Raw genomic sequence first — 24,455 nt, 5'->3', positions numbered from 1 at the left:
TTGCGCCGGTTCCCGGCCTGGCGATGCGCCTGTCGATGCAGTGGAATGCCTTCTCCCTTCCGGGAAAGGGCCGCGGAAGCCAGGCTTCAGCGGGTTTCGTTGAACAGCTCGCGGCCGATCAGCATGCGGCGGATCTCGCTGGTGCCGGCGCCGATCTCGTAGAGCTTGGCGTCGCGCAGCAGGCGGCCGGTGGAAAACTCGTTGATGTAGCCGTTGCCGCCGAGGATCTGGATCGCGTCCAGGGCCATCTGGGTGGCGCGCTCGGCGCTGTAGAGGATCACTCCGGCGGCATCCTTGCGGGTGGTCTCGCCGCGGTCGCAGGCGGCGGCCACCGCGTACAGGTAGGCGCGGCTGGCGTTGAGACTGGTGTACATGTCGGCGACCTTGCCCTGGACCAGTTGAAACTCGCCGATGCTCTGGCCGAACTGGCGGCGGTCGTGGATATAGGGCACCACCACGTCCATGCAGGCCTGCATGATTCCCACCGGGCCGCCGGAAAGCACCACGCGTTCGTAGTCGAGGCCGCTCATCAGCACCTTGACCCCGCCGTTGACCGCACCGAGGACGTTTTCCTCGGGCACCTCGACGTCCTGGAAGATCAGCTCGCAGGTGTTCGAGCCGCGCATGCCCAGCTTGTCCAGCTTCGGCCCGCGGCTGAAGCCTTTCCAGTCGCGTTCGACGATGAACGCGGTGATCCCGTGCGCGCCCTTGTCCATGTCGGTCTTGGCGTAGATCACGTAGGTATGGGCGTCGGGACCGTTGGTGATCCACATCTTGCTGCCGTTGAGAACGAAGCGATCGCCGACGCGGTCGGCGCGCAGCTTCATCGACACCACGTCGGAGCCGGCGTTGGGTTCGCTCATCGCCAGCGCGCCGATATGCTCGCCGGAGACCAGTGCCGGCAGGTAGCGGGCCTTCTGTTCGGCGTTGCCGTTGCGCTTGATCTGGTTGACGCAGAGGTTGGAGTGCGCGCCATAGGACAGCGCCACCGAGGCCGAGGCCCGGCTGATCTCCTCCATGACCACGGCGTGGGCCAGGTAGCCCAGCGCCGAACCGCCGTACTCCTCGTCGACGGTGATGCCGAGCAGGCCCATCTCGCCGAACTTGCGCCACATGTCCATGGGGAACTGGTTGTCCTGGTCGATCTGCGCGGCGCGCGGCTGCAACTCGGCGGCGGCGAAGCCGCGAACCTGGTCGCGGAGCATGTCGATGGTTTCGCCGAGGGCGAAGTTGAGGCTGGGGTAGGTCATGCTTTCACCTGTAATTGTGCTTGTCCGGTTTAAAGCTTCGGATGAAGTTTAAGAAGTAACCTTCTGTTTAATATCGGTTTTCACCAGGGCGGCGCGGCAGCGCTCTTCGGCGGTGTCGAGTTCCAGCTGCATCTGTTCGATATCCAGCAACTGCTGTTCCAGCTGGGCGCGGCGCTCGGCGATCTTTTCCAGCATGGTGTTCAACTGTTTCTGGTTGCCGCTGCTCGGGTCCGGGTCGTAGAGCTCGATCAGCTCGCGGCACTCGGCGAGGGAAAAGCCGATGCGCTTGCCGCGCAGGATCAGCTTCAGGCTGACCTTGTCGCGCGGCGAGTAGATACGTTCCAGGCCGCGCCGCTCGGGAGAGAGCATGCCTTGCTCCTCATAGAAGCGGATGGCGCGGGTGGTGATGTCCAGCTCGCGGGCGAGATCGGAAATGGTGTAGGTGGTGGACATGCGCGGGGCACCTGCTCGTTTACCTTTACGTTAACGTAAAGATGTGCCGGTTTTCTGTCAACGGCCCGCGCCGGGAAAAATGACAAGCATGAAAGATGCTTGTCAGAAAGATTTAACCTGCTCCTCATGAAAGGACACGGATGGCTCTGTTCTGCTTCACCGAACGCGTTTTTTCCGGAGGAGTCGTGATGAGTCGGCTGGTGTCCTACAGGGTGGTCCTGGCCTGCCTGCTCGCCGCATTGTCCGCGGCGCTCGTGGCGGCCCAGCAGCAGCGCACGTTCGAGCGTATCTGGTTCAAGCTGGAACAGCGCCATGGCGACGTCGCAGGGCGGGAGCGGGCGCTGGGTCTGGCCGACTTCCGGGTCGACATCGAGGCCCGTGTGCTCGGCGCCGAAGCCAACGTCTCGGCGCTGTCCTTCGACCCGGACCGGCGCAGCCTGGTCAGCGTGACCAACCAGGACCCGCACTTCCTCGAACTGTCGTTGGACGGTGAGCTGTTGCGGCGTATTCCGCTGCGTGGTTTCCGGGACCCGGAGGCCATCGAATACGTCCGTCCCGGTGTCTACGTGGTGGCCGAGGAGCGCCGCCAGCGCCTGGTGGAAATCCATGTGGATGCCGGCGCGCGGGAGATCCATATCGACGACCCGCGCAACGCCCGCAAGCTCTCGCTGGGGCTGGAAAGCAAACGCAACAAGGGTTTCGAGGGGCTGGCCTACGACCCGTTGCGCCAGCGCCTGTTCGTGGCCCGGGAAAAGGCGCCGGTGGGTATCATCGAGGTCAACGGTTTCTTCAACGACCGCGGCGAGGCGCTCGACCTGAGCGTTGGCGGCGACCCGCGGCGCGATCGCGGGCTGTTCCTCACCGACCTCTCCAGCCTCTACTATCACAAGGCCAGCGATCACCTGCTGGTGCTCTCCGACGAGTCGCGCCTGGTCATCGAACTGGATCGCGCCGGGCGCCCGCTCGGAGGCCTGACCCTGCGCGCCGGCAACCACGGCCTGGCGGACGACGTGCCGCAGGCCGAGGGGCTGGCGATGGATGATCGGGGGAATCTGTACCTGGTCAGCGAACCCAACCTGTTCTACCGCTTCAGCCGTCCGTTGCGGGCGGGCCGCTAGGTGGGCGTCTCAGCCTTGCGACCAGCCGCCGCCGAGGGCGCGATAGAGGGCGACGCCATTGTTCAGGCGCAGGCCCCGCAGGTGGATCAGTTGCTGTTCCGAGTCGAACAGGCTGCGCTGGGCGTCGAGCATTTCCAGGTAATTGGCGACACCCTTGGCATAGCGCTTGCGTACCAGTTGCAGGCGTTCACGGTCGGCGTCGCGGACAGCGCGCTGCGCGCGCAGCTGGAGCTCCAGCTGGTCGCCGGCGCTGAGCGCGTCGGCGACCTCGCGGAAGGCGACCTGGATGCTTTCCTCGTAGCGGTTGACGGCGATGTCCTTGCGCACTTCGGCGAGGTCGAGATTGGCGCGGTTGCGTCCGCCGTCGAAGATCGGCAGGGTCATCTGCGGGCTGAAGGTCCAGACCCGGCTGCCGCCCCTGAACAGGCCGTGCAGGCCTGAACTGGCCGAGCCCAGGTCGGTGCTCAGGCGCAGGCTCGGGAAGAACGCCGCGCGCGCCGCGCCGATGTTGGCGTTGGCCGCGCGCAGTTGTTGTTCGGCCTGGCGGATGTCCGGACGCCGCGCGAGTAGCTCCGAGGGCAGTCCGGCGGGCAGTGGCTGCAGCTGGAGGTGCTCCAGGTCCAGCTGGCTATCCTGCCAGTCGCCGGTGAAGTCGCCGAGCAGCAGCTGCAGACCGCTGACCGCCTGGCTGCGTTCGCGAACCAGCGCGGCGTGGGTGGCGCGGGCGCTTTCCACCAGCATTTCCTCGCTGCGCAGGTCGATGCGCGTGCTCATCCCGGCGGCGTAGCGCTTGCGCACCAGCGCCAGGCCGTTTTCCCGCGCGTGCAGGGTGCGTTCCGCCAGCCGTTGCTGTGCGTACAGCGCCCGTTCCTGCACGTAGCCGCCGGCGACCTCGGCGATCAGGGCGATCCGCGCGCTGCGCTGGGCCTCCTCGCTGGCCAGGTAGTCGGCCAGGGCGGCGTCGCCGAGGTTTTTCACCCGGCCGAAGAAGTCCAGCTCGAAGGCGCTGATGCCGGCTGCGACCCGATAGCGCTGTTCGACCTGGCCGGCCTCGCGGGTTTCGCCGCGCATGCGCTCGCGCTCGTAGCGACCGCTGGCCTCCAGCGTCGGCAAGCGCTCCGAGGCCTGTACGCCATATAGCGCGCGGGCTTCCTCGATGCGCAGGGCGGCGACGCGCAGGTTGCGGTTGTGCTCCAGGGCCTGGCCGATCATCTGGCGCAGCACCGGGTCGGTGAACTGTTGTTGCCAGTCGTCCAGCCTGGCCCGGTCGCCAGCCTGCTGGCTCGCCGGGACGGCCGGATAGGCCGTCGGGATCGGCGCCTCCGGGCGCTGGTAGCGGGGCGCCAGCGAACAGGCGCCGAGCAGGCCCAGGCACAGCGCCAGGGAGGAGGCCGAGAGTTTCGAAAGGGGCATCAGGTCAGCTCCGTTGGGGTATTGGCCGACGCATCGGCGCGAGGCGCCTTGCGCAGCCGGAACAGGCGGCCGACCACCAGGAAGAACAGCGGCACCAGGAACACCGCGAGCACGGTGGCGGTGACTATCCCGCCGAGCACCCCGGTGCCGATGGCGATCTGGGCGCCGGAACCGGCGCCGCTGGAGAGCGCCAGCGGGATCACCCCGAAACCGAAGGCCAGCGAGGTCATGACGATCGGCCGCAGGCGCAGGCGCGCGGCTTCCAGGGTCGCCCGCAGCAGGTCCATGCCTTCCTGGTAATGGTCCTTGGCCACCTCGATGATGAGGATGGCGTTCTTCGCCGAGAGGCCGATGATGGTGATCAGGCCGACCTTGAAGTAGATGTCGTTGGGCAGGCCGCGCAGGCTCACCCCGAGCAGCGCGCCGAGCACGCCCAGCGGCACCACCAGGATCACCGCCAGCGGGATCGACCAGCTCTCGTAGAGGGCGGCCAGGGCGAGGAACACGATCAGCACCGAGAGGGTGAACAGCGCCGGCGCCTGGGCGCCGGACAGGCGTTCCTCGTAGGACTGGCCGGACCACTCGTGGGCGACGCCCTCGGGCAGGCCCTGCATCAGCTGTTCCATCGCCGCCATCGCCTCGCCGCTGCTGTAGCCCGGCGCGGCCTGGCCCTCGAGGTTGAACGAGGGATAGCCGTTGTAGCGGGTCAGTTGCGGCGGGCCGAGGGTCCAGGCGGCCCTGGCGAACGTCGCCAGCGGGACCATCTCGCCCTGCTCGTTGCGCACGTGCAGCTTGCCGATGTCGTCGATGCTCAGGCGCCTGGCGCCATCAGCCTGGACCACCACCTTGCGCACCTGGCTGCCGTGCATGAAGTCGCCGATGTAGTCCGAGCCGAACATCACGGCCAGGGTGGTGTTGATCTCGTCCATGCTCACCCCGAGGGTCTCCGCCTTGCGCCGGTCGATGTCCAGGCGGATCTGCGGCGCCTCGCCCTGGCCGGCGAACATCACGTTGGCCAGCCGCGGGTCCTCGGCGGCGCGTGCCAGGAGTTGGTCGCGGGCCTTGACCAGGGCGTCGTAGCCGACCCCGCCGCGGTCCTGCAGGCGGAAGTCGAAGCCGCTGGTGGAGCCCAGGTCCGGCAGCGGCGGCGAGTTCATCGCGTACACCGTGCGGTTGGGCAGGCCGGCGAAGCGCTGGTTGATCCGCTCGACGATGGCGCCGACGTGCTGGCTGGCGTCCTGGCGCTCGGACCAGTCCTTCAGGGTGGCGAAGATCATCGCCGAACTGGTGCCGTCGCCGTACAGGCTGAAGCCGCCGACCGCATAGGCGTAGGCCACCGGTTCGTGTTCCGCCAGGTAGCGCTCGACGTCGGCGACGTTGGCCATGGTTTCCGCCATCGGCGTGCCCTCGGGCTGCATCACCATGATCATGAAGTCGCCCTGGTCCTCTTCCGGCAGGAACGCCTGGGGCAGGCGCGCGAAGAGCAGGGCGACCACGCCGATGACCAGGGCGTAGACCAGCATCCAGCGGATCGGCCGGGCGAGAATCCCGCCCACGGCCTTCTGGTAGCGCCCGGTCAGGCGCAGGAAGGTACGGTTGAACCAGCCGAAGAAGCCGCGCTTCTCGTGGTGGCCGGCGTCGAGCGGGCGCAGCAGGGTGGCGCACAGCGCCGGGGTCAAGGACAGCGCGAGGAACGCCGAGAAGCCGATGGACACCGCCAGGGTCACCGCGAACTGGCGGTAGATGTTGCCCACCGCGCCGCTGAAGAAGGCCATCGGCACGAACACCGAGACCAGCACCACGGTGATGCCGACGATCGCCCCGCTGATCTGGCGCATCGCCTTGACCGTGGCGTCGTGCGGCGACAGGCCTTCCTCGGCCATCAGGCGCTCGACGTTCTCCACCACGATGATCGCGTCGTCCACCAGGATGCCGATCGCCAGGACCATGCCGAACATGGTCAGCACGTTGATCGAGAAGCCCAGGCCGAGCATCACCGTGAAGGTGCCGAGCAGGGCAACCGGCACCACCAGCGTCGGGATCAGGGTGGCGCGGAAGTTCTGCATGAACAGGTACATCACGGCGAACACCAGGAGCATTGCCTCGAGCAGGGTGCTGACCACCTTCCTGATCGAAATCTCGACGAACGCCGAGGTGTCGTAGGGAATGTTGTAGCTCACGCCTTCGGGGAAGTAGCGCGACAGCTCGTCGAGGGTGGCGCGGATGCGCTTGGCGGTGGCCACCGCGTTGGAGCCGGGCGCCATCTTCACCGCCAGGCCGGTGGCGGTCATCTGGTTGACCCGCGAGACGAAGCCGTACTCGCTCTGGCCGAACTCGACGCGGGCCACATCGCGCAGGCGGATCGCGCCGCCATCGGCGCGGATGCGCAGGGGAATCTCGCCGAACTGCTCGGGCGTCACCAGGGTGTCGTCGACCTTCACCGTGGCGCTGATCGGTGCCGAGTCGGGGACCCCGAGGTTGCCGATGTCGCCCACGGTGAGACGGGCGTTGTGCCGGCGCACGGCGTTGACCAGGTCGCTGGCGCTGAGGTTCATCGAGGTCAGCCTGGCCGGGTCCGGCCAGATGCGCATGGCGTACTCGGCGCCCCAGGTCTCGACCTTGCCCACGCCTTCCACCCGGCGCAGCGCCTGGAGCACGTTGGACGAGGCGATCTCGCCCAGCTCCATGGCACCGTAGCGACCGCTGGCGGAGGTGAGGGTGACGATCAGCTGGATGCTGTCCGCCGCTTTCTCCACGTAGATGCCGTCGCGCCGCACCGACTCGGGCAGGCGCGATTCGACGATCTTCAGGCGGTTCTGCACTTCCACCGCGGCGAGGTCGGCGTTCACGCCCTGGCGGAAGGTCAGGGTCAGCGAGGCCTGGCCGGTGCTGCTGGTGGCCTTGGTGTAGAGCAGGCCGGGCGCGCCGTTCATCTCGCGCTCGATGATCGCGGTCAGCGCTTCCTCGACCACCTTGGCCGAGGCGCCGGGATAGCTGGCGCTGACGTTGACCACCGGCGGCGCGATGTCCGGGTACTGGGCGACCGGCAGGAAGCGGATCGCCAGGATCCCGGCGAGCACGATCAGCAGGGAAACCACCCAGGCGAAGACCGGCCGGTCAATGAAGAAACGAGCCATTCGTAGTGTTCTCCGTCACTGGCCCGCTGGCGAGGCGGCCAGCGGTGAGGGGACGCCGGCGCTGGCCGGCTGGCGGACCACCGCCTGTACGCTGGAACCGGCGGCATGCTGGGCGGCGTTCTCGACGATCACCCGTTCGCCGCCCTTGAGCCCGCGGCTGACGATCCAGTCGCGGCCCTGCAGGGTGTCGGCGTGGACTTCCACGTCTTCCACCACTCCCTGTGGATTGACCACCTTGACCACGGCGGACTGGGCGGTGCGGATCAGCGCGTCGCGCGGGACAGTGATCGCCTGCGGGTTCACTGCGCGCTGCAAGCGTACCTGCACGTAGCCACCCGGCAGCAATTCGCGATGCGGATTGCGGAACAGGGCGCGCATGGCGATGGTGTCGGTGCCGGGATCCACCGCCAGGTCGGAGAACAGCAGCTCGCCGGCCAGCGGGTACTCGCTGCCGTCGGCCAGGACCAGGCGCACGGCGATGTCCTTGTCGGCGACGCCCTGCACCTGGCCCTCGCGGATCGCCCGTTGCATGGCGGCGACTTCGCCGGCCGGCTGGGAAAAGTTCACGTAGATCGGATCGATCTGCTCGACGCGGGTCAGCGGCGTCGGCGAGTCCTCGCCGACCAGCGCGCCTTCGGTGACCAGCGCGCGTCGCGCGCGTCCGTCGATCGGCGCGGTTACCGTGGCGTAGCCCAGGCGCAGGCGGGCCTGCTCCAGCTCGGCCCGGGCCGAGGCGATCTGCGCCAGGCTCTGCCGTGCGTCGGTCTGCGCCTCGGTGTACTCGCGTTCGCTGATGGCGCGGTCCTTGACCAGGTCGGCGTAGCGCTTGAGCTTGTCGGCCGCCGCCGCGTGGCTGGCCTCGGCCCGCGCCAGGGCGCCGCGGCTGATGTCGAGGGCGGCCTTCAGCGGCGCCGGGTCGATCTGGAACAGCACGGTGCCGGCGCGAACATCCTGGCCCTCCTCGTACAGGCGGCGGGTGACGATGCCGGCGACCCGCGCGCGTACCTCGGCCTGGCGGTAGGCCTCGAGGCGGCCGGGCAGTTCGCTGGTGATACCGATCGGCGCCGGTTTCGCCACGATCACCCCGACTTCGGCGGGAGCGTCCGTGGCCTTCTCGGCTTCCGGAGCCTTGTCGCAGCCCAGCAGGAATAGGGCGACCAGGGTCGCCAGCAGCCCGCGCAGCGAGCCGGTCCATTGGATGTGCATGGATGTCCCTCGGATTCATGAGTCTGTGGGCGTGCCCGGAAATGGGCGGTGCAACCCACGAGCGGCGCGACAGTAGCATATAATCAGTCATGAGTGATTGATTAATTGGCGTTTCTGTAACATATCCTTATGATTTGCGGCGCCTTTCCCTTGTGAGGACGTTCAGTGGCCAGAAAAACCAAAGAGGAATCCCAGAAGACCCGTGACGGCATACTCGACGCCGCCGAGCGGGTCTTCCTGGAAAAGGGCGTGGGCAACGCTGCCATGGCCGACCTGGCGGATGCCGCCGGGGTTTCTCGCGGAGCGGTCTATGGCCACTACAAGAACAAGATCGAGGTCTGCCTGGCGATGTGCGACCGGGCCTTCGCCCGCATCGAGGTGCCCGACGAGCGCGCGGACGTGCCGGCGCTGGATATCCTCCTGCGCGCCGGCATGGGCTTCCTTCGCCAGTGCTGCGAGCCCGGGTCGGTGCAACGGGTGCTGGAGATCCTCTATCTCAAGTGCGAGCGCAGCGACGAGAACGAGCCGCTGCTGCGCCGGCGCGAACTGCTCGAGAAGCAGGGCCAGCGCCTGGGCCTGCGCCTGATCCGCCGGGCGGTGGCGCAGGGCGAACTGCCGGCGCGGCTCGACGTCGAGCTGGCCAGCGTCTACCTGCAATCCTTGTGGGACGGGGTCTGCGGCACCCTGGCCTGGACCGAGCGGTTGCGCAACGATCCCTGGAACCGCGCCGAACGCCTGTTCCGCGCCGGCATCGACAGCCTGCGCGGTTCTCCCCACCTGTTGCGCGCCGAGGCCTGACGCCGCTCAGTCGTCCGCCATCAGGTGTCGGCGCTGGTCCTCGGCGCCGGCCACCACCAGCCGCTGGGCATCTTCCTCGCTGATGTGCAGGCGCCTGCCGTCGATGTAGAGCACCGACAGGCGAGCCTCGGCGTCGGTGCCGACGCGCAGGCTGTCGATCGCCGCGCGATGCCGGCTGCCTTCGATCTCGACGCTGCAGACGCCTTGATCCGAATCGATTTCGATGGCCATGGGAGCCTCCTGTTTTTTTCGCTCACTCTGGGTGGACCGTGGATGGCCGTCCCGGGTTCTGTCACAGCAGCTTCATGGTCTGGTCATGAGCCTGCCACCGCGCTTGGCTGCAATCGTCGGCAGAGACGGCGAGGCCAGCGGAGGACGACGCGATGCGGCTATGCGTGATTGGGGCGGGCTATGTGGGGCTGGTGACGGCGGCCTGTTTCGCCGAAATGGGCAACCAGGTGCGCTGCGTGGAGCGCGACCGCGAGCGGGTCGCGCGACTGCGGCGCGGCGAAACGCCTATCTACGAACCGGGCCTGGAGAATATCCTGCGCGACCAGCTGGATGCCGCGCGCCTGACCTTCACCACCAGCCTCGCGCAAGGCCTGGTGGATGCCGAGGTGGTCTTCATCGCCGTCGGCACGCCCTGCGGCGAGGATGGCTCCGCCGACCTCAGCCATGTGCTGGCGGTTGCCGAGGAACTGGGCGCACAGCTACGCCAGGACTGCATCGTGGTGAACAAGTCGACCGTGCCGGTGGGCACCGCCGAGCGGGTCGAAGAGATCATCCGCCTGGGCCTGGCGCGTCGGCGCAAGCGCTTCAGGGTGGCGGTGGCGAGCAATCCGGAATTCCTCAAGGAAGGTTCGGCGGTGGACGACTTCATGCGCCCGGACCGGGTCATCATCGGCAGCGCCGAGGCGCAGGCCGGCGAGACCCTGCGCCAGCTCTACGCACCGTTCCTGCGCAACCACGAGCGGGTCCTGCTGATGGGACGCCGCGAGGCGGAGTTCAGCAAGTACGCGGCCAACGCCTTCCTCGCCACGAAGATTTCCTTCATGAACGAGATGGCCGGGCTGTGCAGTCTCACCGGCGTCGATATCGAGGAGGTGCGCCGTGGCATGGGCAGCGACAGGCGCATCGGCACCCATTTCATCTATGCCGGCTGCGGCTACGGCGGCTCCTGCTTTCCCAAGGATGTCCGCGCGCTGATCCGCAGCGCCGAGCGGCAGGGGTTCGACAGCGCGATCCTGCGCGCCGTGGAAGCGCGCAACGCGCGGCAGAAGGAACTGCTCTTCGAGACCCTCGGCGAGCTGTTCCAGGGCCGCTGGCAGGGGCGCACCGTGGCGCTCTGGGGGCTGGCCTTCAAGCCGGGGACCGACGACCTGCGCGAGGCGCCGAGCCTGGTCCTGCTGGACGCGCTGCTGCGCCACGGGGTGAGGGTCAGGGCCCATGACCCGGTGGCCAACGCCGGGGTCGCCGCGCGCTATCCGCAGGCGCTGGCCTGCGCCCAGTTGACCCTGCACGACTCGCCCTATGTGGCGGTAGAGGGCGCCGACGCCCTGGTTCTGGTGACCGAATGGAAACAGTTCCGCCAGCCGGACTTCGAGAAAATCCGCGGATCCATGCGAACTCCCCTGTTGGTCGACGGTCGGAATCTCTACGCGCCGGCGCGGATGGCGGAACTGGGCTTCATCTACCAGGGCATAGGACGTCCAAGGGCCGGGCATTGTAAGGCGAGCGCAGCCTGATTAGACTGCGCGCCATCCGCATACTTCGTCCATGTCGAAGGATTCTCATGATCAAGAAATGTCTTTTCCCGGCCGCCGGCTACGGTACCCGTTTCCTCCCGGCCACCAAGGCCATGCCCAAGGAAATGCTGCCGGTGGTGAACAAGCCGCTGATCCAGTACGCGGTGGAGGAGGCGCTGGAGGCCGGCCTTTCCGAAATCGGCATCGTCACCGGGCGCGGCAAGCGCTCCCTGGAAGACCACTTCGACATCAGCTACGAGCTGGAGCACCAGATCCGCAACACCGACAAGGAAAAGTACCTCGTTGGCATCCGCCGGCTGATCGACGAGTGCACCTTCGCCTACACCCGCCAGGTCGAGATGAAGGGCCTCGGCCATGCGATCCTCACCGGCCGTCCGCTGATCGGCGACGAGCCGTTCGCCGTGGTCCTGGCCGACGACCTGTGCCTGAACCTGGAAGGCGACAGTGTGCTGAAGCAGATGGTCAAGCTGTACAACCAGTTCCGCTGCTCCATCGTGGCGATCCAGGAAGTGCCGCCGGAGGAAACCAACAAGTACGGCGTGATCGCCGGCGAGATGATCCGCGACGACATCTTCCGGGTGAACACCATGGTCGAGAAACCGAAGCCGGAAGAGGCACCGTCGAACCTGGCGATCATCGGCCGCTACATCCTGACCCCGGATATCTTCGACCTGATCGAGCAGACCGAGCCGGGCAAGGGTGGCGAGATCCAGATCACCGACGCCCTGATGAAGCAGGCCCAGGACGGCTGCGTGCTGGCCTACAAGTTCAAGGGCAAGCGTTTCGACTGCGGCAGCGCCGAGGGCTACATCGAGGCGACCAACTTCTGCTACGAAAACCTCTACAAGACCGGCAAGGCTCACTGAGCCTCGCCGTTCCCGATGAAAAACGCCGCGTCCCCGATGGGGGCGCGGCGTTTTTCGTATGGGGCGAACGGCCATGGGGGGTTATCCGCCCTACGTGAGCTGTCGGCGGGCGTGGCCCAGGCCAGGCGGCACCTCCGCGCCCGGTCAGGGAATCGGCAGCGCCTCGGAGCCCGGGCCCAGCGGCTGGCCGTAGCTGAACTCCACGTAGTTGCCCGCGGGATCGCGCAGGCCGCAGTAGTAGCCGACCGGATAGGGCTCGTCGCGCGGCGCCCAGACCAGGCAGCCGGCGGCCTCGGCGCGGCGCGCCAGATCGTCCACCGCTGCGCGGCTGGAGAGGGCGAAGCCGAAATGGCTGTAGTCGTCGCTGGCGAGGTTGCGCGGCTGGCCGCCGGGCATGATGACGAAGATGAAGCGGTGTTCCTGGCCGGGCTCGGCCATCCAGACGATCTGCGAGCCTTTGCCGGGGCGCCGGTGGATCACCCGCATGCCGCAGAAGGTTTCGTAGAAGGCGATGCAGGCGTCGAGGTCGGGGACGTGCAGTGCGAGGTGGGTGAGGGTGGGGGACATCGCGATTACCTCCTCGGACAAGGATAGCCCATCGCTGGCCAGGCTCCGCGCCGAGCCGTTGCGACAGGTTTTTGCGCCGATCCGGCAGGAGTCCGCGGCAGGGAATGGGTTATGCTGGAACGCATCTGATCCAGGAGTAGGAACATGTCTTTCGATTTCGATCTGTTCGTCATCGGCGCCGGCTCCGGGGGCGTCCGCGCCGCCCGTTTCGCCGCCGGCTTCGGTGCCCGCGTCGCGGTGGCGGAGAGCCGCTACCTGGGCGGCACCTGCGTCAACGTCGGTTGCGTACCGAAGAAGCTGCTGGTCTACGGCGCGCACTACAGCGAAGACTTCGAACAGGCCCGGGCCTATGGCTGGAGCGCCGGCGAGGCGCGCTTCGACTGGGCGACCCTGATCGGCAACAAGAACCGCGAGATCCACCGCCTCAACGGCATCTATCGCAACCTGCTGGTGAACAGCGGGGTGACCCTTCTCGAAGGCCACGCCCGCCTGCTCGATGCGCACAGCGTCGAGGTGGACGGCCAGCGCTTCAGCGCCAGGCACATTCTCATCGCCACCGGCGGCTGGCCGCAGGTGCCGGAGATTCCGGGCAAGGAACACGCGATCACCTCCAACGAGGCGTTCTTCCTCGAGCGCCTGCCGCGCCGCGTGCTGGTGGTCGGCGGCGGCTACATCGCCGTAGAGTTCGCCTCGATCTTCAACGGCCTGGGCGCCGAGACCACCTTGCTCTACCGTCGCGACCTGTTCCTGCGCGGCTTCGACCGCAGCGTGCGTGAGCACCTGCGCGACGAACTGGGCAAGAGGGGGCTCGACCTGCAGTTCAACAGCGACATCGCCCGTATCGACAAGCAGGCCGATGGCAGCCTGGCCGCGACCCTCAAGGACGGCCGGGTACTGGAGGCGGACTGCGTGTTCTACGCCACCGGACGGCGGCCGATGCTGGACGACCTCGGCCTGGAGAACACCGGAGTGAAGCTGACCGACAAAGGTTTCATCGAGGTCGACGAGCACTACCAGACCAGCGAGCCGTCGATTCTCGCCCTTGGCGACGTGATCGGTCGCGTGCAGCTCACCCCGGTGGCGCTGGCCGAGGGCATGGCGGTGGCGCGTCGGCTGTTCAAGCCCGAGGAGTTCCGTCCGGTGGACTACAAGCTGATTCCCACCGCGGTGTTCAGCCTGCCCAACATCGGCACCGTCGGCCTGACCGAGGAAGAGGCGCTGAGCGCCGGGCACAAGGTGAAGATCTTCGAGAGCCGCTTCCGACCGATGAAGCTGACCCTCACCGACAACCAGGAAAAGACCCTGATGAAGCTGATCGTCGATGCCCACGACGACAGGGTGCTGGGCTGCCACATGGTTGGCGCCGAGGCCGGCGAGATCCTCCAGGGTATCGCGGTGGCGATGAAAGCCGGGGCGACCAAGCAGGTCTTCGACGAGACCATCGGTATCCATCCGACCGCGGCGGAAGAGTTCGTCACCCTGCGCACGCCGACGCGCTGAGCCGCGTCGAGACGAAGAAGCCGGCTCATGGGCCGGCTTCTTCGTTTCCGCGAACGCGTCGCCTCAGCGCGAGGATGCTTCCGCCAGCGCCGCCGCTGCGTCATCGCGGCGCCTCGCGTAGCGCTGAGCGAGCACCGCGCAGACCATCAGCTGGATCTGATGGAACAGCATCAGCGGCAGCACCATCGGCCCCACCGCGCTGGTGGCGAACAGCACCTTGGCCATGGGCACGCCGGTGGCCAGGCTCTTTTTCGAACCGCAGAAAACGATGGTGATCTCGTCTTCCTTGCTGAAGCCCAGGCGCCGCGCCAGCACCGTGGTCAGCACCAGGGCCAGGGCGAGGATCACGCAGCAGGCGACGGTCAGGCCGATCAGCGCCAGCCAGGGCACTTCATGCCACAGGCCCTGGATCACCGCCGCGCTGAAGGCGGTGTAGACCACCAGCAGGATCGAGCCCTGGTCGACATAGCGCAGCACCGGCTTGTTGCGCTCCACCCAGGCGCCGATCCAGCGCCGCAGGAGCTGGCCGGCGATGAACGGCACCAGCAATTGCAGGGTGATCTTGCCGATGGCGTCCAGTGCGTTGCCGGTCTCGCCTTCGGCGCCGAGCAGCAGCTTGACCAGCAGCGGGGTGAGGAACACCCCGAGCAGGCTCGATACCGAGGCGCTGCAGACCGCCGCCGGCACGTTGCCGCGGGCCAGCGAGGTGAAGGCGATGGAAGATTGCACGGTGGCCGGCAGGGCGCAGAGGAACAGGATGCCGAGGTACAGCTCCGGTGTGACCATCGGCGACAGCGCTGGCTTCAGCGCCAGGCCGAGCAGCGGGAACATCACGAAGGTGCAGGCGAACACCAGCAGGTGCAGGCGCCAGTGGGTCATGCCGGCGATGATCGCCTGGCGCGACAGCTTGGCGCCGTGGAGGAAGAACAGCAGGCCGATGCCGATGTTGGTCACCCATTCGAAGACCACGGCGGTCTGGCCGCTACAGGGCAGGAAGGTAGCGAGCAGGACGGTGGCGATCAGCGCCAGGGTGAAGTTATCCGGAAGGAAACGCGGTCGGGACATGGGCACGCTCTGCAGGATCGGGAGAACACACGGCAGTCTCGTGGCTGCCTGGCGAACCTGCACTGTAGCCATGGGGCCGGCGACCGGCTAACGCCAGAAGGCCAGCCGATGACGCTGAATGGACAGGGCGACGCAGGCGCCGCCCCGGGGCTCAGACGACGCTGGCGAGCAGGGGCTCGCTGAGGCTGGGGCGGATCTTGCCCGCGAGAGGGGAAAACTCCAGGCGTACGCCGAGCACGGTGACCAGCGAGCGCAGCTTTTCCGCGATCACGCTGGCGCGGTGCTGGCTCAGCCCCTGGTAGGAGAGGGTCAGGCGGATCTTGTGCTCCTCGCGGTCAGCCCGTACTCGCTCCGGGGTGAAGGACTGCACGGCGAACAGATTGAGCACCCGGCACAGCAACTCGGGATCGGCCATGCCCTCGACGTGGAAGATCGACAGGGTTTCGCCGTCTGCGCAAGAGCTTTCCCAGACGTTCGGCCGGATCACCTGGCGCTCTTCGCCGCGTGGGTGCTTGGCCGGGAAAACAGGGGCGAGGGTAGACATGTGAAGCTCCAGGCAGTGTTTCGACGAGAGAAATTCTCCCAAAGCCCGCTGGAAGTTTTTATCCTGTTTTTGCGTGAATACGGGTTATTTGTGCATAATCGTTCCCTGTAAATGTGCTTGTAGGGAATTTATATGTCCATTTCATTGGATGCACACGATCAGCGTATTCTTGCGCTATTGCAGGAGGAATCCTCGCTGTCCACCGCCGAGATCGCCGAGCGTATCGGACTTTCCCAATCGCCCTGCTGGCGGCGCATCCAGCGCCTGAAGGAGGAGGGGGTGATCCGCAAGCAGGTGACCCTGCTCGACCGCAAGAAGATCGGCCTGAATACCCAGGTATTCGCCCAGATCAAGCTCAACGCCCACGGACGCAAGAACCTCACCGACTTCGCCGAGGCGATGCACCAGTTTCCCGAGGTGCTGGAGTGTCACGTACTGATGGGCGCGGTGGACTTCATGCTGCGCATCGTCACCCGCGACATCGAGTCCTATGAACGCTTCTTCTTCGAGAAGCTGTCGGCGGTGCCGGGTATCCAGGAGGTCAACTCCATCGTCGCCCTGTCGGAAATCAAGTCCACCACTACCTTGCCTCTGCTCGCCCCCTGAGCCTTCACGGAGAACGCCTGTCCATGGCCATCAGCAAGACCAAGTCCAGCTTCTATCGCCGCCTCTATGTCGCCCACCTGATCGACAGCGGCGTTGCCAGCGTGCCGGAGATCATGGCTGCCACCGGCATGCCGCGACGCACCGCCCAGGACACCATCGCCGCGCTGGAGGAACTGGATATCGTCTGCGAGTTCGAGCAGCAGGAAGGCGCGCGTAACCACCAGGGTGGCTATGTGATCCGCGACTGGGGCGCGGTTCGGCGGGAATGGGTGACGCGACATCGCGCGAAGCTCGCCGAGGCGCTGGAATATCCGGCATTACCCGCCTGAGTCGAGCCCGCGCGAACAAGGAAGGCCGTCTCGCTGGAGACGGCCAGGATCGTCATAGACAGGCTTCCAGCGCACCACCTTCCGCCGAGGCGTTGGCCGCCGCGGCTTTTTCCAGAACATCCTTGCTCACCAGGTTCTTCTTGACTCCATAGAACTTGTTGGCGATCTGCCGCTCCAGATCCGAGGCCGCTTCCCTGGCGTTCGGCAGGTAGGAAACGTGGGCCTCGCTGACGTAGCCGGTTTCCGGCAGTACGTTTTCCAGCATGGGCTTGCACGATTCGCAAGGAGCCTGGGAAATGAAACCGGTCAGGCGCCCACCGCTGGGGACGAGACCACTGCGGATATCGCTCTCCAGGTTGCGCAGCGCTTTCAGCTCGGCGTCGGCCTGGCGAATGTCCAGCGATGCGCTGAAGCGTGAATCGGGAACCTCGATGTTCTTCACGTAGCGCTCGGCATTGGCGCCTCTTGCGGCGAAGCGTTCGTCGAACCCCGAATAGAGCGGATGGTCCTGCGGCACCTTGAGCAGGTCGCGCAGGTCTTGCCCGGACATCGCGTTATAGACGCGCAGATGTTCGACGCCTTCCTGGACGTAGCGGTATTCGAAGCGCGCGGTGGTACTGGAGCGCCATTTCGAGACCAGTTCCTTTTTCGCCGCGTTGGACGGGTTCAATTGCTCTTCGGCGACAGCGCGTGCCGCCATGTCGACGTGGTAGCGCACGGATTTGAGTAGCCGCGAGGAGACCTGTTCGTTCACGGAGCTGACCGCTTCCACCGTGACCACCGGGCCGGCCTGGGAGAATCCACTGGCAAGGCTGAGGCCGAAAGCGAGGAAAAACCGGGAAATACCTTTGACGATAGTCATGACGAGCCTCAGATACGACAGATCTTGCTTAGGGATGCAGCGGAAATGCCTTCCGCCTCTTCTTCGCTGAACGCGCCTTCGGCACCCAGCTCGCCAGCCTCGGCGGCTTCGAAGGATTCGAACAAAGCCAGGCCATCGAACAGCGTGGCGATCGGTACGATCACCTCCAGCAGCTTGGCGAGGAAACTGCTCTGGGGCTCCTCGGGGGAGCGAGGCTTCATCTGGTCGCGGTACTTTTCCTTGTACCAGTCGAACAGCGCCTTGTCGGTCATGTCGTTGAGGCATGGCTCGGCGCCGTCGGTGCCGCTGTAGCGGCCGTCCGCGGTACAGATCGGGGTGCTGGAAATGAAACCGTTGCGATAGCGGTAGGCTGCGGCCAGGCGAGCCAGTCGGTACTGTGGAGGCAAATGGAAGCCGCCCTGGCCGTCGCGATAGTCCGGGCTCCTCAACTGGTAGTCGAGGATGCCCATCAGATAGTTCTGGTCGCCGTGACTGAGCTGCGTATAGCTCTGGGCCGCCTTGAAGCGGGTCAGGACCCCGGCGTCTATGCCGTTGGCCCGGTGCTGCGCTAGCGGAATGGCGTTCATCGAGTCACGCAGGTATTGCGCGGCAAGAGCGAACTTGGCGGCAATGGTGCCGTAGCGCCAGCCGAAGAGTTCGTAGGCATGATAGTAGAGGTCGGCATCCACCCCGGCCTTGAGCACATTGGCGAGGATCAGCGGGTCGTCGCGTTCGAAGCTGACATAGCCCTCCGGCACCCGGTCGACGGCGATGTCGCTATGCGGGCGCGCCTTGGTCAGTCCGGTCTCGCGAAGGAAGATGCCGAGCGTCTCCTCGGGATCGAATGCCGTGCCCTGGTCGCGATTGAAATCGCCGACAGCGCTCGCCCAGCCGATGCTGTTGAGAATGGGCGGGTTGGATACGGTGTCGGAGTAGATCGATTCAGGCTCGACCAGGAAGGTGTTCTTCAGCGTTTGTTCGTCGAAGTCGATCGAGTTGTCGGTCTTGACTGCGTGGTAGTGGAGTGCCTTGGTCAGCGTATCGGAAAAGTAATCTGCCTGGGCGTAGCCTGAGATGGCCGCCAGGGTTGTCGCCAGCCACAGCGAACTGAAGTGCCTCATGTTCCATCCTCGTATGCGAGGCGCCGCCGGATGCGGCGCCTTCGGCCTGTCGCCGGTTGCGAACAGCCGGCGGGCGGGATACTAGGCAGCGGGGCGGCCGTGGAAGCGGGTGGCGAAGGGAAAATCGGCAAAGGTCGCGGTGGTTCGCAAAAACGCGACAAAGGTATCGTCAGGGCTGTTGCAGACGAATCCAGGTTGGCAGGGGGACAAAAACGGGAGGGGCTCAGCTTGCCTCCCCTCCCTAACATGCGTTCCGTGCTTCAGCCGCCCCCCTGGCCGATGGCCGTCCGCCCTGCGCTGCTCTCCTGGTAGCGTTCGATCTGGGCGGCGGGAGCGGGCGGCAGTCGGGGTTTCAGATAGGCCGCCAGGCTGACGCCGCAATACACCAGCAGGGCCATGGCGATCAGTGCCTTGTATGGATCGATGTCGGATCGACGCTTGCAGACCATACAGATATGCTCTTCGGTGGCCGGGTATTCAGCGCAGTTGCGACAGCGGATCATGCGTTCCTCCCGCGGGGGCTGCCAGCCTGCCAGAACGGTCGCGAGGCTTCCTCGCGGGCCTGCTCGGCGCTCAGGCCGATGTCCTTAAGTTCCGCCGCTTCCAGTTCCAGCAGAGCACGCCGGGTCTGCTGGCGGTGCCTGGCCAGTCGATAGCCGCGGCGCAGGGCCTGGGCCAGGGTATCCATCACGGCGAAGGGTAGGTGGCCATCGAGGCGTTGGCGGTGCTCGGTTCTCGCGCTGTATCCCGACATGCTGCGTACTCCGTGTTGATCGGCTGGACGATGGAGATAGAATGGCCACTGCGCGCTGTTCCGTACAGGTCCAGAAAAGGTGGGTTGACTGCATACAGATCAGACGCTTCCCGGCCTGAATGGTGGATTTCCACGCCATCTGTACCGGTCCCGCTTTCGATCTCGCTGGAGTCCCGTTCATGACCCTTTATCTGCAACTCGCCGAGACCCTCGGCTCGCGTATCGAACAGGGCCTCTACCGGCCGGGCGACCGGCTGCCTTCAGTACGCGCGATGAGCATCGAGCACGGCGTCAGCCTGAGCACCGTGCAACAGGCATACAGGCTGCTGGAGGATCGAGGCCTCGCCGAACCACGGCCGAAATCCGGCTATTTCGTCCCGGCGGCACGGCAGATGCCGCCGTTGCCGGCGATCGCCCGGCTGGCCCAGCGGCCGGTGGAAATCTCGCAATGGGAGCAGGTACTGGCCCTGGTCAGCACGGTGCCGCGCCCGGACGTGGTCCAGCTCGGCCGTGGCATGCCGGATATTTCCAGCGCCTCGCTGAAGCCGCTGACCCGCAGCCTGGCGCGCCTCAACCGGCATGCCGATGCCCGCGCCCTGGCCTATGACGGTATTCATGGCTCGCCGCTGCTGCGCGAGGAGATCGCCCGTCTGCTGGTGGATTCCGGTTGCCGGGCGAACGCCAGCGACGTGGTGATCACCACCGGTTGCCACGAGGCGCTGTCGGTGAGCATCCGCGCGGTGTGCGAGCCGGGCGACATCGTCGCGGTGGAGTCGCCGAGCTTCCACGGCGCCATGCAATCGCTGAAGGGACTGGGCATGAAGGCCCTGGAGATTCCAACCGACCCGGTCAACGGCATCAGCCTGGAGGCTCTCGAACTGGCGCTGGAGCAATGGCCGATCAAGGCCATCCAGGTCACGCCGAACTGCAACAATCCGCTCGGCTACATCATGCCGGAGTCGCGCAAGCGGGCCCTGCTGGCGCTGGCGCAGCGCTACGACGTGGCGATCATCGAGGACGACGTCTACGGCGACCTGGCCTACACCTATCCGCGCCCGCGCACCATCAAGTCATACGACGACGATGGCCGGGTGCTGCTCTGCGGTTCGTTCTCCAAGGTCCTCGCGCCGGGGCTGCGGATCGGCTGGATGGTTCCCGGGCGCTATGCCGACCGGGTGCTGCACATGAAGTACATCAGCACCGGGGCGAGCGCCCTGCAGCCGCAGCTGGCGATCGCCGAATTCATCGGCAACGGCCACTACGAACCGCACTTGCGGCGCATGCGCGCGCAATACCAGCGCGGCCGCGACCTGATGATCGACTGGGTGGCGCGCTATTTCCCCGAAGGTACCCGCGCCAGCCGGCCGCAGGGCGGTTTCCTGCTCTGGGTCGAGCTGGAGGAAGGCTTCGACACCCTGCGCCTGGACAAGGCCCTGCGCCAGCGTGGGGTGCAGGTGGCGGTGGGCTGCATCTTCTCCGCCTCCGGCAAGTATCGGAACTGCCTGCGGATGAACTACGCGGCGCCGCCGACGCCGGCCATCGAACAGGCGGTCAGGCGGGTAGGGGAGTCCGCCTGCGAATTGCTGGAGCCTTGCGAAGCCTGAGTGCCAGGCGTGCTCGCGACGCAGCGAATGATTGCGCAAATGTCAAATGCTAATCATTCGCATCGTCTGCTAGAGTTGCCTGACGCATGCATCCGCCGGCGCCATGGGGCGCCGGTCACCAGGAGACCATCGTCATGTCGCAACCCGCCTATCGATTGTTCAATGTCGAACTCAAGCGCCGCGAGCGGCTCAGTCCTGCGCTGACCCGTTTCGTCTTCGGCGGCCCGGAGGTCGCCGAGATGAAGACCCTGGCCGCCGACCAGCGGATCAAGATCTTCTTTCCCGATGCCAGCGGCCAGCCGCCCAGCCTGCCGGGCGGCAGCCAGTGGTACCAGGCCTACCGCAGCGTCGAGCCGGCGCGCCGGCCGCCGATGCGTACCTATACCATCCGCGCCTTGCGCGCCGAGCAGGAAGAGGTCGACGTGGAATTCGTCCTGCACGGCGAGAACGGCCCGGCCTCGGCCTGGGCGACCCACGCCCGGGTCGGCGACCGCCTGCAGCTGGCCGCGCCCAACCGTCATTACGGCGAGGATCCCGGCGGCTACGAGTGGAAGCCGCCGGCCGGTGTCCGGCATATCCTGCTGATCGCCGACGAAACCGCCTTGCCGGCGGTGGCGGGCATTCTCGAGGCGCTTGCCGGTGAGGCGCAACCGCCGGCAATCGAAGCCTTCCTCGAGGTCCCGGAGGAGGCCGACATCCTCGACCTGCCGGCGATTCCCGGCGCGCGCCTGCACTGGTTGCCGCGCCACCAGGCCGGGATCCACTCGCGCAACGGCGAGCGGATGATCGAGGCGGCGCGCCTGGCGCGCCTGCCGGAAAGCGAGATGGTCGGCAGCGCCATCCAGGAGCTGGAGGATGTCGATGTCGACGAGGAAATCCTCTGGGAACTGGCCAATCCCGAAAGCGGCACCTTCTACGCCTGGGTCGCCGGCGAGTCGGCGGCGGTGATGGCGATCCGGCGCTACCTGGTGAAGGAACGCGGTATCGACAAACGCCACCTGACGCTGATGGGTTACTGGCGCCTGGGCAAGGTCTTCGACTGATGAGCCGTTTCGTCGGGAAGGACGCGGACAGCTACGAGTCGCGCATCGGTTGCCTGCTACCAGGCTACGAGTTGTTGCACCTGCTCAGTCGCGCCCAGTTGCTCGCCCGCCTGCCGGAACGGGCGCGCCTGCTCAGCGTCGGCTGCGGCGCCGGTGGCGAACTGGCGGAACTGGCCGGACAGCGCCCAGGCTGGCGGTTCGTCGCCCTGGACCTGTCGGCGGACATGCTGGCGCTGGCCCGGCAACGCTTCGCCATGCTCGGCCTGCTCGAGCGGATCGACCTGCACTGTGGCGAAGTGGCCGGCCTGCCCGCGTCGCCTCCCTACGACGCGGCGCTGCTCCTGCTGGTGCTGCACTTCATCCGGGGTGACGAGGCCAAGCTTCGCTTCCTCGAGACGATCGCCGCGCGCCTGGCGCCGGCGGCGCCGTTGCTGCTGGCGAACCTGATGGAGCCGCGGGACGCCTTCGAGCGGCCGGTGCAGGCCGAGGCCTGCCGCCTGCTCGGGCTGTCGGCCGAAGAGGCCGGCGGCATGCTGCAACGCTTGCGCGACGACTTCGATCCGCTCTCCGAGCAGCGTCTTGGCGAATTGCTCACGGAGAGCGGCTTCGTCCTGCCCGGACGCTACTTCCAGGCTGTCGGCTACCAGGCCTGGATCGCCTTTCGCGCCGCCTGAGCGCGATTCAGGCGAGGCGTGCCTGTGGCGTGACCTGGCGCGGATCGGTGAGCAGTTCGAGCAGCGCCGGGCGCCCGCTTGCGCGGGCGCGGCGGAATGCCTCGGGGAAGTCGGCGCTGCGTTCCACCCGCTCGGCGTAGGCGCCGAACGCCCGCGCCAGGGCGACGAAGTCGGGATTGACCAGGGTGGTGGCGGAAACGCGTCCTGGGTATGCGCGCTCCTGGTGCATGCGGATGGTCCCGAGCATGCCGTTGTTGACCACGATCACCACCGGTGTCGCGCCGAACTGCGCGGCGGTCGCCAGTTCCTGCGGGTACATCATGAAGCAGCCGTCGCCGGCGAAGCACACCACGTCGCGCCGCGGCTCGCGCAGGCTGGCGGCGATCGCCGCGGGCAGGCCGTAGCCCATGGCGCCATTGGTCGGCGCCAACTGCGTGCGGGCCTGGCGATAGCGGTAGAAGCGGTGCACCCAGACCGCGTAGTTGCCGGCGCCGTTGGCGATCACCGCATCGTCCGGCAAGGTTTCATCCAGATGCGCGACCACCGCCGCCAGGTCGACGCCCTGCAACGCCGGGTCGCTGGCGACGGGGGTCGAGTACGCCAGGTAGTCGGCGCGGGCGGCTTCGCGCCAGGCCTGCCAGGGCGGCGAGGGCCGTGGCGGCAGGGCGGCGAGGGCCTCGGCGAAGGCGGCGGGAGTGGCCTGGATCGGCAGGTGCGCCAGGTAGACGCGGTTGAGCTCCGCGCCGTCGGCATGGACGTGGACCAGCGCCTGCGCCGGCTCGGGGCAACCGACCAGGCTGTAGCCGGCGCTCGGCGTTTCGCTCAGGCGCGAACCGAGCACCAGCAGCAGGTCGGCCTGTCGAACACGCTCGAGCAGACCTGGCGCGGCGCCGAAGCCCAGTTGTCCGACATAGTGCGGATCGCGGTTGTCGAACAGGTCCTGGCGGCGGAACGAGGCGGCCACCGGCAGGCCGTTGGCATGAACGAAGGCCGCCAGGCGCTTGCGGGCGGTCTCGTCCCAGCCGCTGCCGCCGAGCACCAGCAGCGGACGCTGCGCGCGGTCCAGACGCTCTTGCAGTTCGCCCATCGCCGCGGCCGCAGGCTGGCCAGGCAGCAAGCGTGGCGCCGGTGCGTCCGCGACCTGCGCGGAACCGAACAGGATCTCCTCGGGCAGCGCGACCACCACCGGGCCCGGCCGGCCCGAGGTGGCGACACCGAAGGCGCGGGCGACGAGTTCCGGTATCCGGTCGATGCGGTCTATTTCCACGACCCATTTGGCCAGGCCGGAGAACATCTGCACATAGTCGACTTCCTGGAACGCCTCGCGGCCCTTGAAGGCGCTTTCCACCTGGCCGATGAACAGGATCATCGGCGTCGAGTCCTGCTTCGCGGTGTGCACGCCATTGGCCGCGTGGGTGGCGCCGGGGCCGCGGGTGACGAAGCAGATGCCCGGTCGTCCGCTCAGCTTGCCGTAGGCGTCGGCCATGTTCGAGGCGGCGCCTTCGTGACGGGTGACGACGGTACGGATGCCGGCGGCGTCGTGCAGCGCGTCGAGCACCGGCAGGTAGCTTTCACCGGGGATGCAATAGACCGTATCGACGGCGTTGCGCCGCAGCGCTTCCACCAGGATCTGCCCGCCATTGCGCCGGGGAAGGGAGTCGGCCATGGGAACCTCGCTGCGAGAAGGGTCGATGCGCCGATCTTCGGCCGAAAGCGCGTGGGCGCCAAGCGACCTTTCTTCGCGAGTTCATTCCCGTTGCGCATGAAGCGCTGGCCGGT

24 protein-coding genes are annotated in these 24,455 nt (G+C 66.8%); 10 read left to right on the top strand and 14 right to left on the bottom strand.

Going from position 1 to position 24,455, the window contains the following annotated elements:
* Positions 1-86: 86 nt before the first annotated feature.
* Both liuA and B7D75_RS14880 read right to left on the bottom strand, forming a co-directional pair.
* Positions 87-1,250: an isovaleryl-CoA dehydrogenase gene (liuA, locus tag B7D75_RS14885; RefSeq protein ID WP_003152948.1), complete on the bottom strand. Its 1,164-nt coding sequence runs from the start codon at positions 1,248-1,250 to the stop codon at positions 87-89.
* A 48-nt stretch (positions 1,251-1,298) separates the two neighbouring features.
* Positions 1,299-1,703, bottom strand: a complete 405-nt coding sequence (locus tag B7D75_RS14880; RefSeq protein ID WP_058130483.1) for a MerR family transcriptional regulator — start codon at positions 1,701-1,703, stop codon at positions 1,299-1,301.
* Positions 1,704-1,891: 188 nt separating this feature from the next.
* On the opposite strand from B7D75_RS14880, the gene B7D75_RS14875 reads away from it, so the two are divergent.
* The gene (locus B7D75_RS14875; protein WP_003152950.1) at positions 1,892-2,821 is read left to right on the top strand and encodes an SdiA-regulated domain-containing protein; all 930 of its coding nucleotides are present in this window, start codon (positions 1,892-1,894) and stop codon (positions 2,819-2,821) included.
* A 9-nt stretch (positions 2,822-2,830) separates the two neighbouring features.
* Here B7D75_RS14875 and oprA read toward each other — a convergent pair whose 3' ends face one another.
* The 3 genes from oprA to mexX are packed head-to-tail and all read right to left on the bottom strand — an operon-like array spanning position 2,831 to position 8,577.
* On the bottom strand, positions 2,831-4,234 hold the full coding sequence (gene oprA / locus B7D75_RS14870) for a multidrug efflux transporter outer membrane subunit OprA (RefSeq protein ID WP_012076019.1): 1,404 nt from the start codon (positions 4,232-4,234) through the stop codon (positions 2,831-2,833).
* Positions 4,234-7,371 (bottom strand): multidrug efflux RND transporter permease subunit MexY, encoded by a 3,138-nt coding sequence (gene mexY / locus B7D75_RS14865; RefSeq protein WP_107114166.1) that lies wholly within the window; start codon positions 7,369-7,371, stop codon positions 4,234-4,236. The genes oprA and mexY overlap by 1 nt, the downstream gene beginning before the upstream one ends.
* A gap of 15 nt (positions 7,372-7,386) precedes the next feature.
* Complete coding sequence (mexX, locus tag B7D75_RS14860; RefSeq protein ID WP_053817287.1) at positions 7,387-8,577, bottom strand: multidrug efflux RND transporter periplasmic adaptor subunit MexX; 1,191 nt, start codon at positions 8,575-8,577, stop codon at positions 7,387-7,389.
* Between the two features lie 165 nt (positions 8,578-8,742).
* On the opposite strand from mexX, the gene mexZ reads away from it, so the two are divergent.
* Positions 8,743-9,375: an efflux pump transcriptional repressor MexZ gene (gene mexZ / locus B7D75_RS14855; protein WP_107114165.1), complete on the top strand. Its 633-nt coding sequence runs from the start codon at positions 8,743-8,745 to the stop codon at positions 9,373-9,375.
* A 6-nt stretch (positions 9,376-9,381) separates the two neighbouring features.
* Here mexZ and B7D75_RS14850 read toward each other — a convergent pair whose 3' ends face one another.
* On the bottom strand, positions 9,382-9,606 hold the full coding sequence (locus B7D75_RS14850; RefSeq protein WP_003154814.1) for a DUF3203 family protein: 225 nt from the start codon (positions 9,604-9,606) through the stop codon (positions 9,382-9,384).
* A 152-nt stretch (positions 9,607-9,758) separates the two neighbouring features.
* On the opposite strand from B7D75_RS14850, the gene B7D75_RS14845 reads away from it, so the two are divergent.
* Together B7D75_RS14845 and galU are read left to right on the top strand one after the other, a co-directional pair.
* Positions 9,759-11,120: a UDP-glucose 6-dehydrogenase gene (locus B7D75_RS14845; protein ID WP_043101158.1), complete on the top strand. Its 1,362-nt coding sequence runs from the start codon at positions 9,759-9,761 to the stop codon at positions 11,118-11,120.
* A 47-nt stretch (positions 11,121-11,167) separates the two neighbouring features.
* A complete protein-coding gene (galU, locus tag B7D75_RS14840) occupies positions 11,168-12,007 on the top strand; it encodes a UTP--glucose-1-phosphate uridylyltransferase GalU (RefSeq protein ID WP_003088639.1) in 840 nt (279 codons plus the stop codon).
* A 144-nt stretch (positions 12,008-12,151) separates the two neighbouring features.
* Here the strand turns inward: galU and B7D75_RS14835 are convergent, their stop codons facing one another.
* Positions 12,152-12,574 carry a VOC family protein gene (locus tag B7D75_RS14835; protein ID WP_043101161.1) on the bottom strand — a complete coding sequence of 141 codons (423 nt, stop codon included), beginning with the start codon at positions 12,572-12,574 and terminating at the stop codon, positions 12,152-12,154.
* A gap of 144 nt (positions 12,575-12,718) precedes the next feature.
* Here B7D75_RS14835 and gorA point away from each other — a divergent pair, with 144 nt between their 5' ends.
* A complete protein-coding gene (gene gorA, locus B7D75_RS14830; RefSeq protein ID WP_043101163.1) occupies positions 12,719-14,074 on the top strand; it encodes a glutathione-disulfide reductase in 1,356 nt (451 codons plus the stop codon).
* A gap of 63 nt (positions 14,075-14,137) precedes the next feature.
* Here gorA and B7D75_RS14825 read toward each other — a convergent pair whose 3' ends face one another.
* The gene (locus tag B7D75_RS14825) at positions 14,138-15,139 is read right to left on the bottom strand and encodes a bile acid:sodium symporter family protein (protein ID WP_034080544.1); all 1,002 of its coding nucleotides are present in this window, start codon (positions 15,137-15,139) and stop codon (positions 14,138-14,140) included.
* A gap of 151 nt (positions 15,140-15,290) precedes the next feature.
* Positions 15,291-15,683, bottom strand: coding sequence for a hypothetical protein (locus tag B7D75_RS14820; RefSeq protein ID WP_043101166.1), 393 nt, complete (start codon positions 15,681-15,683; stop codon positions 15,291-15,293).
* 132 nt (positions 15,684-15,815) lie between these two features.
* Here B7D75_RS14820 and B7D75_RS14815 point away from each other — a divergent pair, with 132 nt between their 5' ends.
* On the top strand, positions 15,816-16,289 hold the full coding sequence (locus tag B7D75_RS14815; protein ID WP_107114164.1) for an Lrp/AsnC family transcriptional regulator: 474 nt from the start codon (positions 15,816-15,818) through the stop codon (positions 16,287-16,289).
* Between the two features lie 23 nt (positions 16,290-16,312).
* A complete protein-coding gene (locus tag B7D75_RS14810) occupies positions 16,313-16,618 on the top strand; it encodes a winged helix-turn-helix domain-containing protein (RefSeq protein WP_034080542.1) in 306 nt (101 codons plus the stop codon).
* Between the two features lie 52 nt (positions 16,619-16,670).
* Here the strand turns inward: B7D75_RS14810 and B7D75_RS14805 are convergent, their stop codons facing one another.
* The 4 genes from B7D75_RS14805 to B7D75_RS14790 all read right to left on the bottom strand — a co-directional run bounded on the left by B7D75_RS14805 (position 16,671) and on the right by B7D75_RS14790 (position 19,355).
* Complete coding sequence (locus B7D75_RS14805; protein WP_053814016.1) at positions 16,671-17,480, bottom strand: hypothetical protein; 810 nt, start codon at positions 17,478-17,480, stop codon at positions 16,671-16,673.
* 8 nt (positions 17,481-17,488) lie between these two features.
* Complete coding sequence (locus B7D75_RS14800; RefSeq protein WP_034080540.1) at positions 17,489-18,601, bottom strand: hypothetical protein; 1,113 nt, start codon at positions 18,599-18,601, stop codon at positions 17,489-17,491.
* Positions 18,602-18,861: 260 nt separating this feature from the next.
* A complete protein-coding gene (locus tag B7D75_RS14795) occupies positions 18,862-19,104 on the bottom strand; it encodes a hypothetical protein (protein WP_043101169.1) in 243 nt (80 codons plus the stop codon).
* Positions 19,101-19,355, bottom strand: a complete 255-nt coding sequence (locus B7D75_RS14790; RefSeq protein WP_107114163.1) for a DUF1127 domain-containing protein — start codon at positions 19,353-19,355, stop codon at positions 19,101-19,103. Before B7D75_RS14790 ends, B7D75_RS14795 begins: the two co-directional genes overlap by 4 nt.
* Positions 19,356-19,534: 179 nt before the next feature.
* Here B7D75_RS14790 and B7D75_RS14780 point away from each other — a divergent pair, with 179 nt between their 5' ends.
* The 3 genes from B7D75_RS14780 to B7D75_RS14770 all read left to right on the top strand — a co-directional run bounded on the left by B7D75_RS14780 (position 19,535) and on the right by B7D75_RS14770 (position 22,676).
* A complete protein-coding gene (locus tag B7D75_RS14780; RefSeq protein ID WP_003154728.1) occupies positions 19,535-20,959 on the top strand; it encodes an aminotransferase-like domain-containing protein in 1,425 nt (474 codons plus the stop codon).
* A gap of 134 nt (positions 20,960-21,093) precedes the next feature.
* Positions 21,094-22,002 (top strand): siderophore-interacting protein, encoded by a 909-nt coding sequence (locus B7D75_RS14775; protein WP_003154726.1) that lies wholly within the window; start codon positions 21,094-21,096, stop codon positions 22,000-22,002.
* A complete protein-coding gene (locus B7D75_RS14770) occupies positions 22,002-22,676 on the top strand; it encodes a class I SAM-dependent methyltransferase (RefSeq protein ID WP_003154725.1) in 675 nt (224 codons plus the stop codon). The genes B7D75_RS14775 and B7D75_RS14770 overlap by 1 nt, the downstream gene beginning before the upstream one ends.
* 7 nt (positions 22,677-22,683) lie before the next feature.
* On the opposite strand, the gene B7D75_RS14765 is transcribed toward B7D75_RS14770, so the two are convergent.
* Positions 22,684-24,342, bottom strand: a complete 1,659-nt coding sequence (locus B7D75_RS14765; protein ID WP_107114162.1) for a thiamine pyrophosphate-binding protein — start codon at positions 24,340-24,342, stop codon at positions 22,684-22,686.
* Positions 24,343-24,455 lie beyond the last annotated feature (113 nt).

This window comes from Pseudomonas paraeruginosa (assembly GCF_003025345.2).
Classification (GTDB): domain Bacteria; phylum Pseudomonadota; class Gammaproteobacteria; order Pseudomonadales; family Pseudomonadaceae; genus Pseudomonas; species Pseudomonas paraeruginosa.
This window is presented reverse-complemented; position numbering and strand designations above follow the sequence as displayed.

Coding starts and splice junctions, on each gene's coding strand:
- liuA (WP_003152948.1), bottom strand. CDS start 1,250: ATGACCTACCCCAGCCTCAACTTCGCCCTCGGCGAAACCATCGACATG.
- B7D75_RS14880 (WP_058130483.1), bottom strand. CDS start 1,703: ATGTCCACCACCTACACCATTTCCGATCTCGCCCGCGAGCTGGACATC.
- B7D75_RS14875 (WP_003152950.1), top strand. CDS start 1,892: ATGAGTCGGCTGGTGTCCTACAGGGTGGTCCTGGCCTGCCTGCTCGCC.
- oprA (WP_012076019.1), bottom strand. CDS start 4,234: ATGCCCCTTTCGAAACTCTCGGCCTCCTCCCTGGCGCTGTGCCTGGGC.
- mexY (WP_107114166.1), bottom strand. CDS start 7,371: ATGGCTCGTTTCTTCATTGACCGGCCGGTCTTCGCCTGGGTGGTTTCC.
- mexX (WP_053817287.1), bottom strand. CDS start 8,577: ATGCACATCCAATGGACCGGCTCGCTGCGCGGGCTGCTGGCGACCCTG.
- B7D75_RS14850 (WP_003154814.1), bottom strand. CDS start 9,606: ATGGCCATCGAAATCGATTCGGATCAAGGCGTCTGCAGCGTCGAGATC.
- B7D75_RS14845 (WP_043101158.1), top strand. CDS start 9,759: ATGCGGCTATGCGTGATTGGGGCGGGCTATGTGGGGCTGGTGACGGCG.
- galU (WP_003088639.1), top strand. CDS start 11,168: ATGATCAAGAAATGTCTTTTCCCGGCCGCCGGCTACGGTACCCGTTTC.
- B7D75_RS14835 (WP_043101161.1), bottom strand. CDS start 12,574: ATGTCCCCCACCCTCACCCACCTCGCACTGCACGTCCCCGACCTCGAC.
- gorA (WP_043101163.1), top strand. CDS start 12,719: ATGTCTTTCGATTTCGATCTGTTCGTCATCGGCGCCGGCTCCGGGGGC.
- B7D75_RS14825 (WP_034080544.1), bottom strand. CDS start 15,139: ATGTCCCGACCGCGTTTCCTTCCGGATAACTTCACCCTGGCGCTGATC.
- B7D75_RS14820 (WP_043101166.1), bottom strand. CDS start 15,683: ATGTCTACCCTCGCCCCTGTTTTCCCGGCCAAGCACCCACGCGGCGAA.
- B7D75_RS14815 (WP_107114164.1), top strand. CDS start 15,816: ATGTCCATTTCATTGGATGCACACGATCAGCGTATTCTTGCGCTATTG.
- B7D75_RS14810 (WP_034080542.1), top strand. CDS start 16,313: ATGGCCATCAGCAAGACCAAGTCCAGCTTCTATCGCCGCCTCTATGTC.
- B7D75_RS14805 (WP_053814016.1), bottom strand. CDS start 17,480: ATGACTATCGTCAAAGGTATTTCCCGGTTTTTCCTCGCTTTCGGCCTC.
- B7D75_RS14800 (WP_034080540.1), bottom strand. CDS start 18,601: ATGAGGCACTTCAGTTCGCTGTGGCTGGCGACAACCCTGGCGGCCATC.
- B7D75_RS14795 (WP_043101169.1), bottom strand. CDS start 19,104: ATGATCCGCTGTCGCAACTGCGCTGAATACCCGGCCACCGAAGAGCAT.
- B7D75_RS14790 (WP_107114163.1), bottom strand. CDS start 19,355: ATGTCGGGATACAGCGCGAGAACCGAGCACCGCCAACGCCTCGATGGC.
- B7D75_RS14780 (WP_003154728.1), top strand. CDS start 19,535: ATGACCCTTTATCTGCAACTCGCCGAGACCCTCGGCTCGCGTATCGAA.
- B7D75_RS14775 (WP_003154726.1), top strand. CDS start 21,094: ATGTCGCAACCCGCCTATCGATTGTTCAATGTCGAACTCAAGCGCCGC.
- B7D75_RS14770 (WP_003154725.1), top strand. CDS start 22,002: ATGAGCCGTTTCGTCGGGAAGGACGCGGACAGCTACGAGTCGCGCATC.
- B7D75_RS14765 (WP_107114162.1), bottom strand. CDS start 24,342: ATGGCCGACTCCCTTCCCCGGCGCAATGGCGGGCAGATCCTGGTGGAA.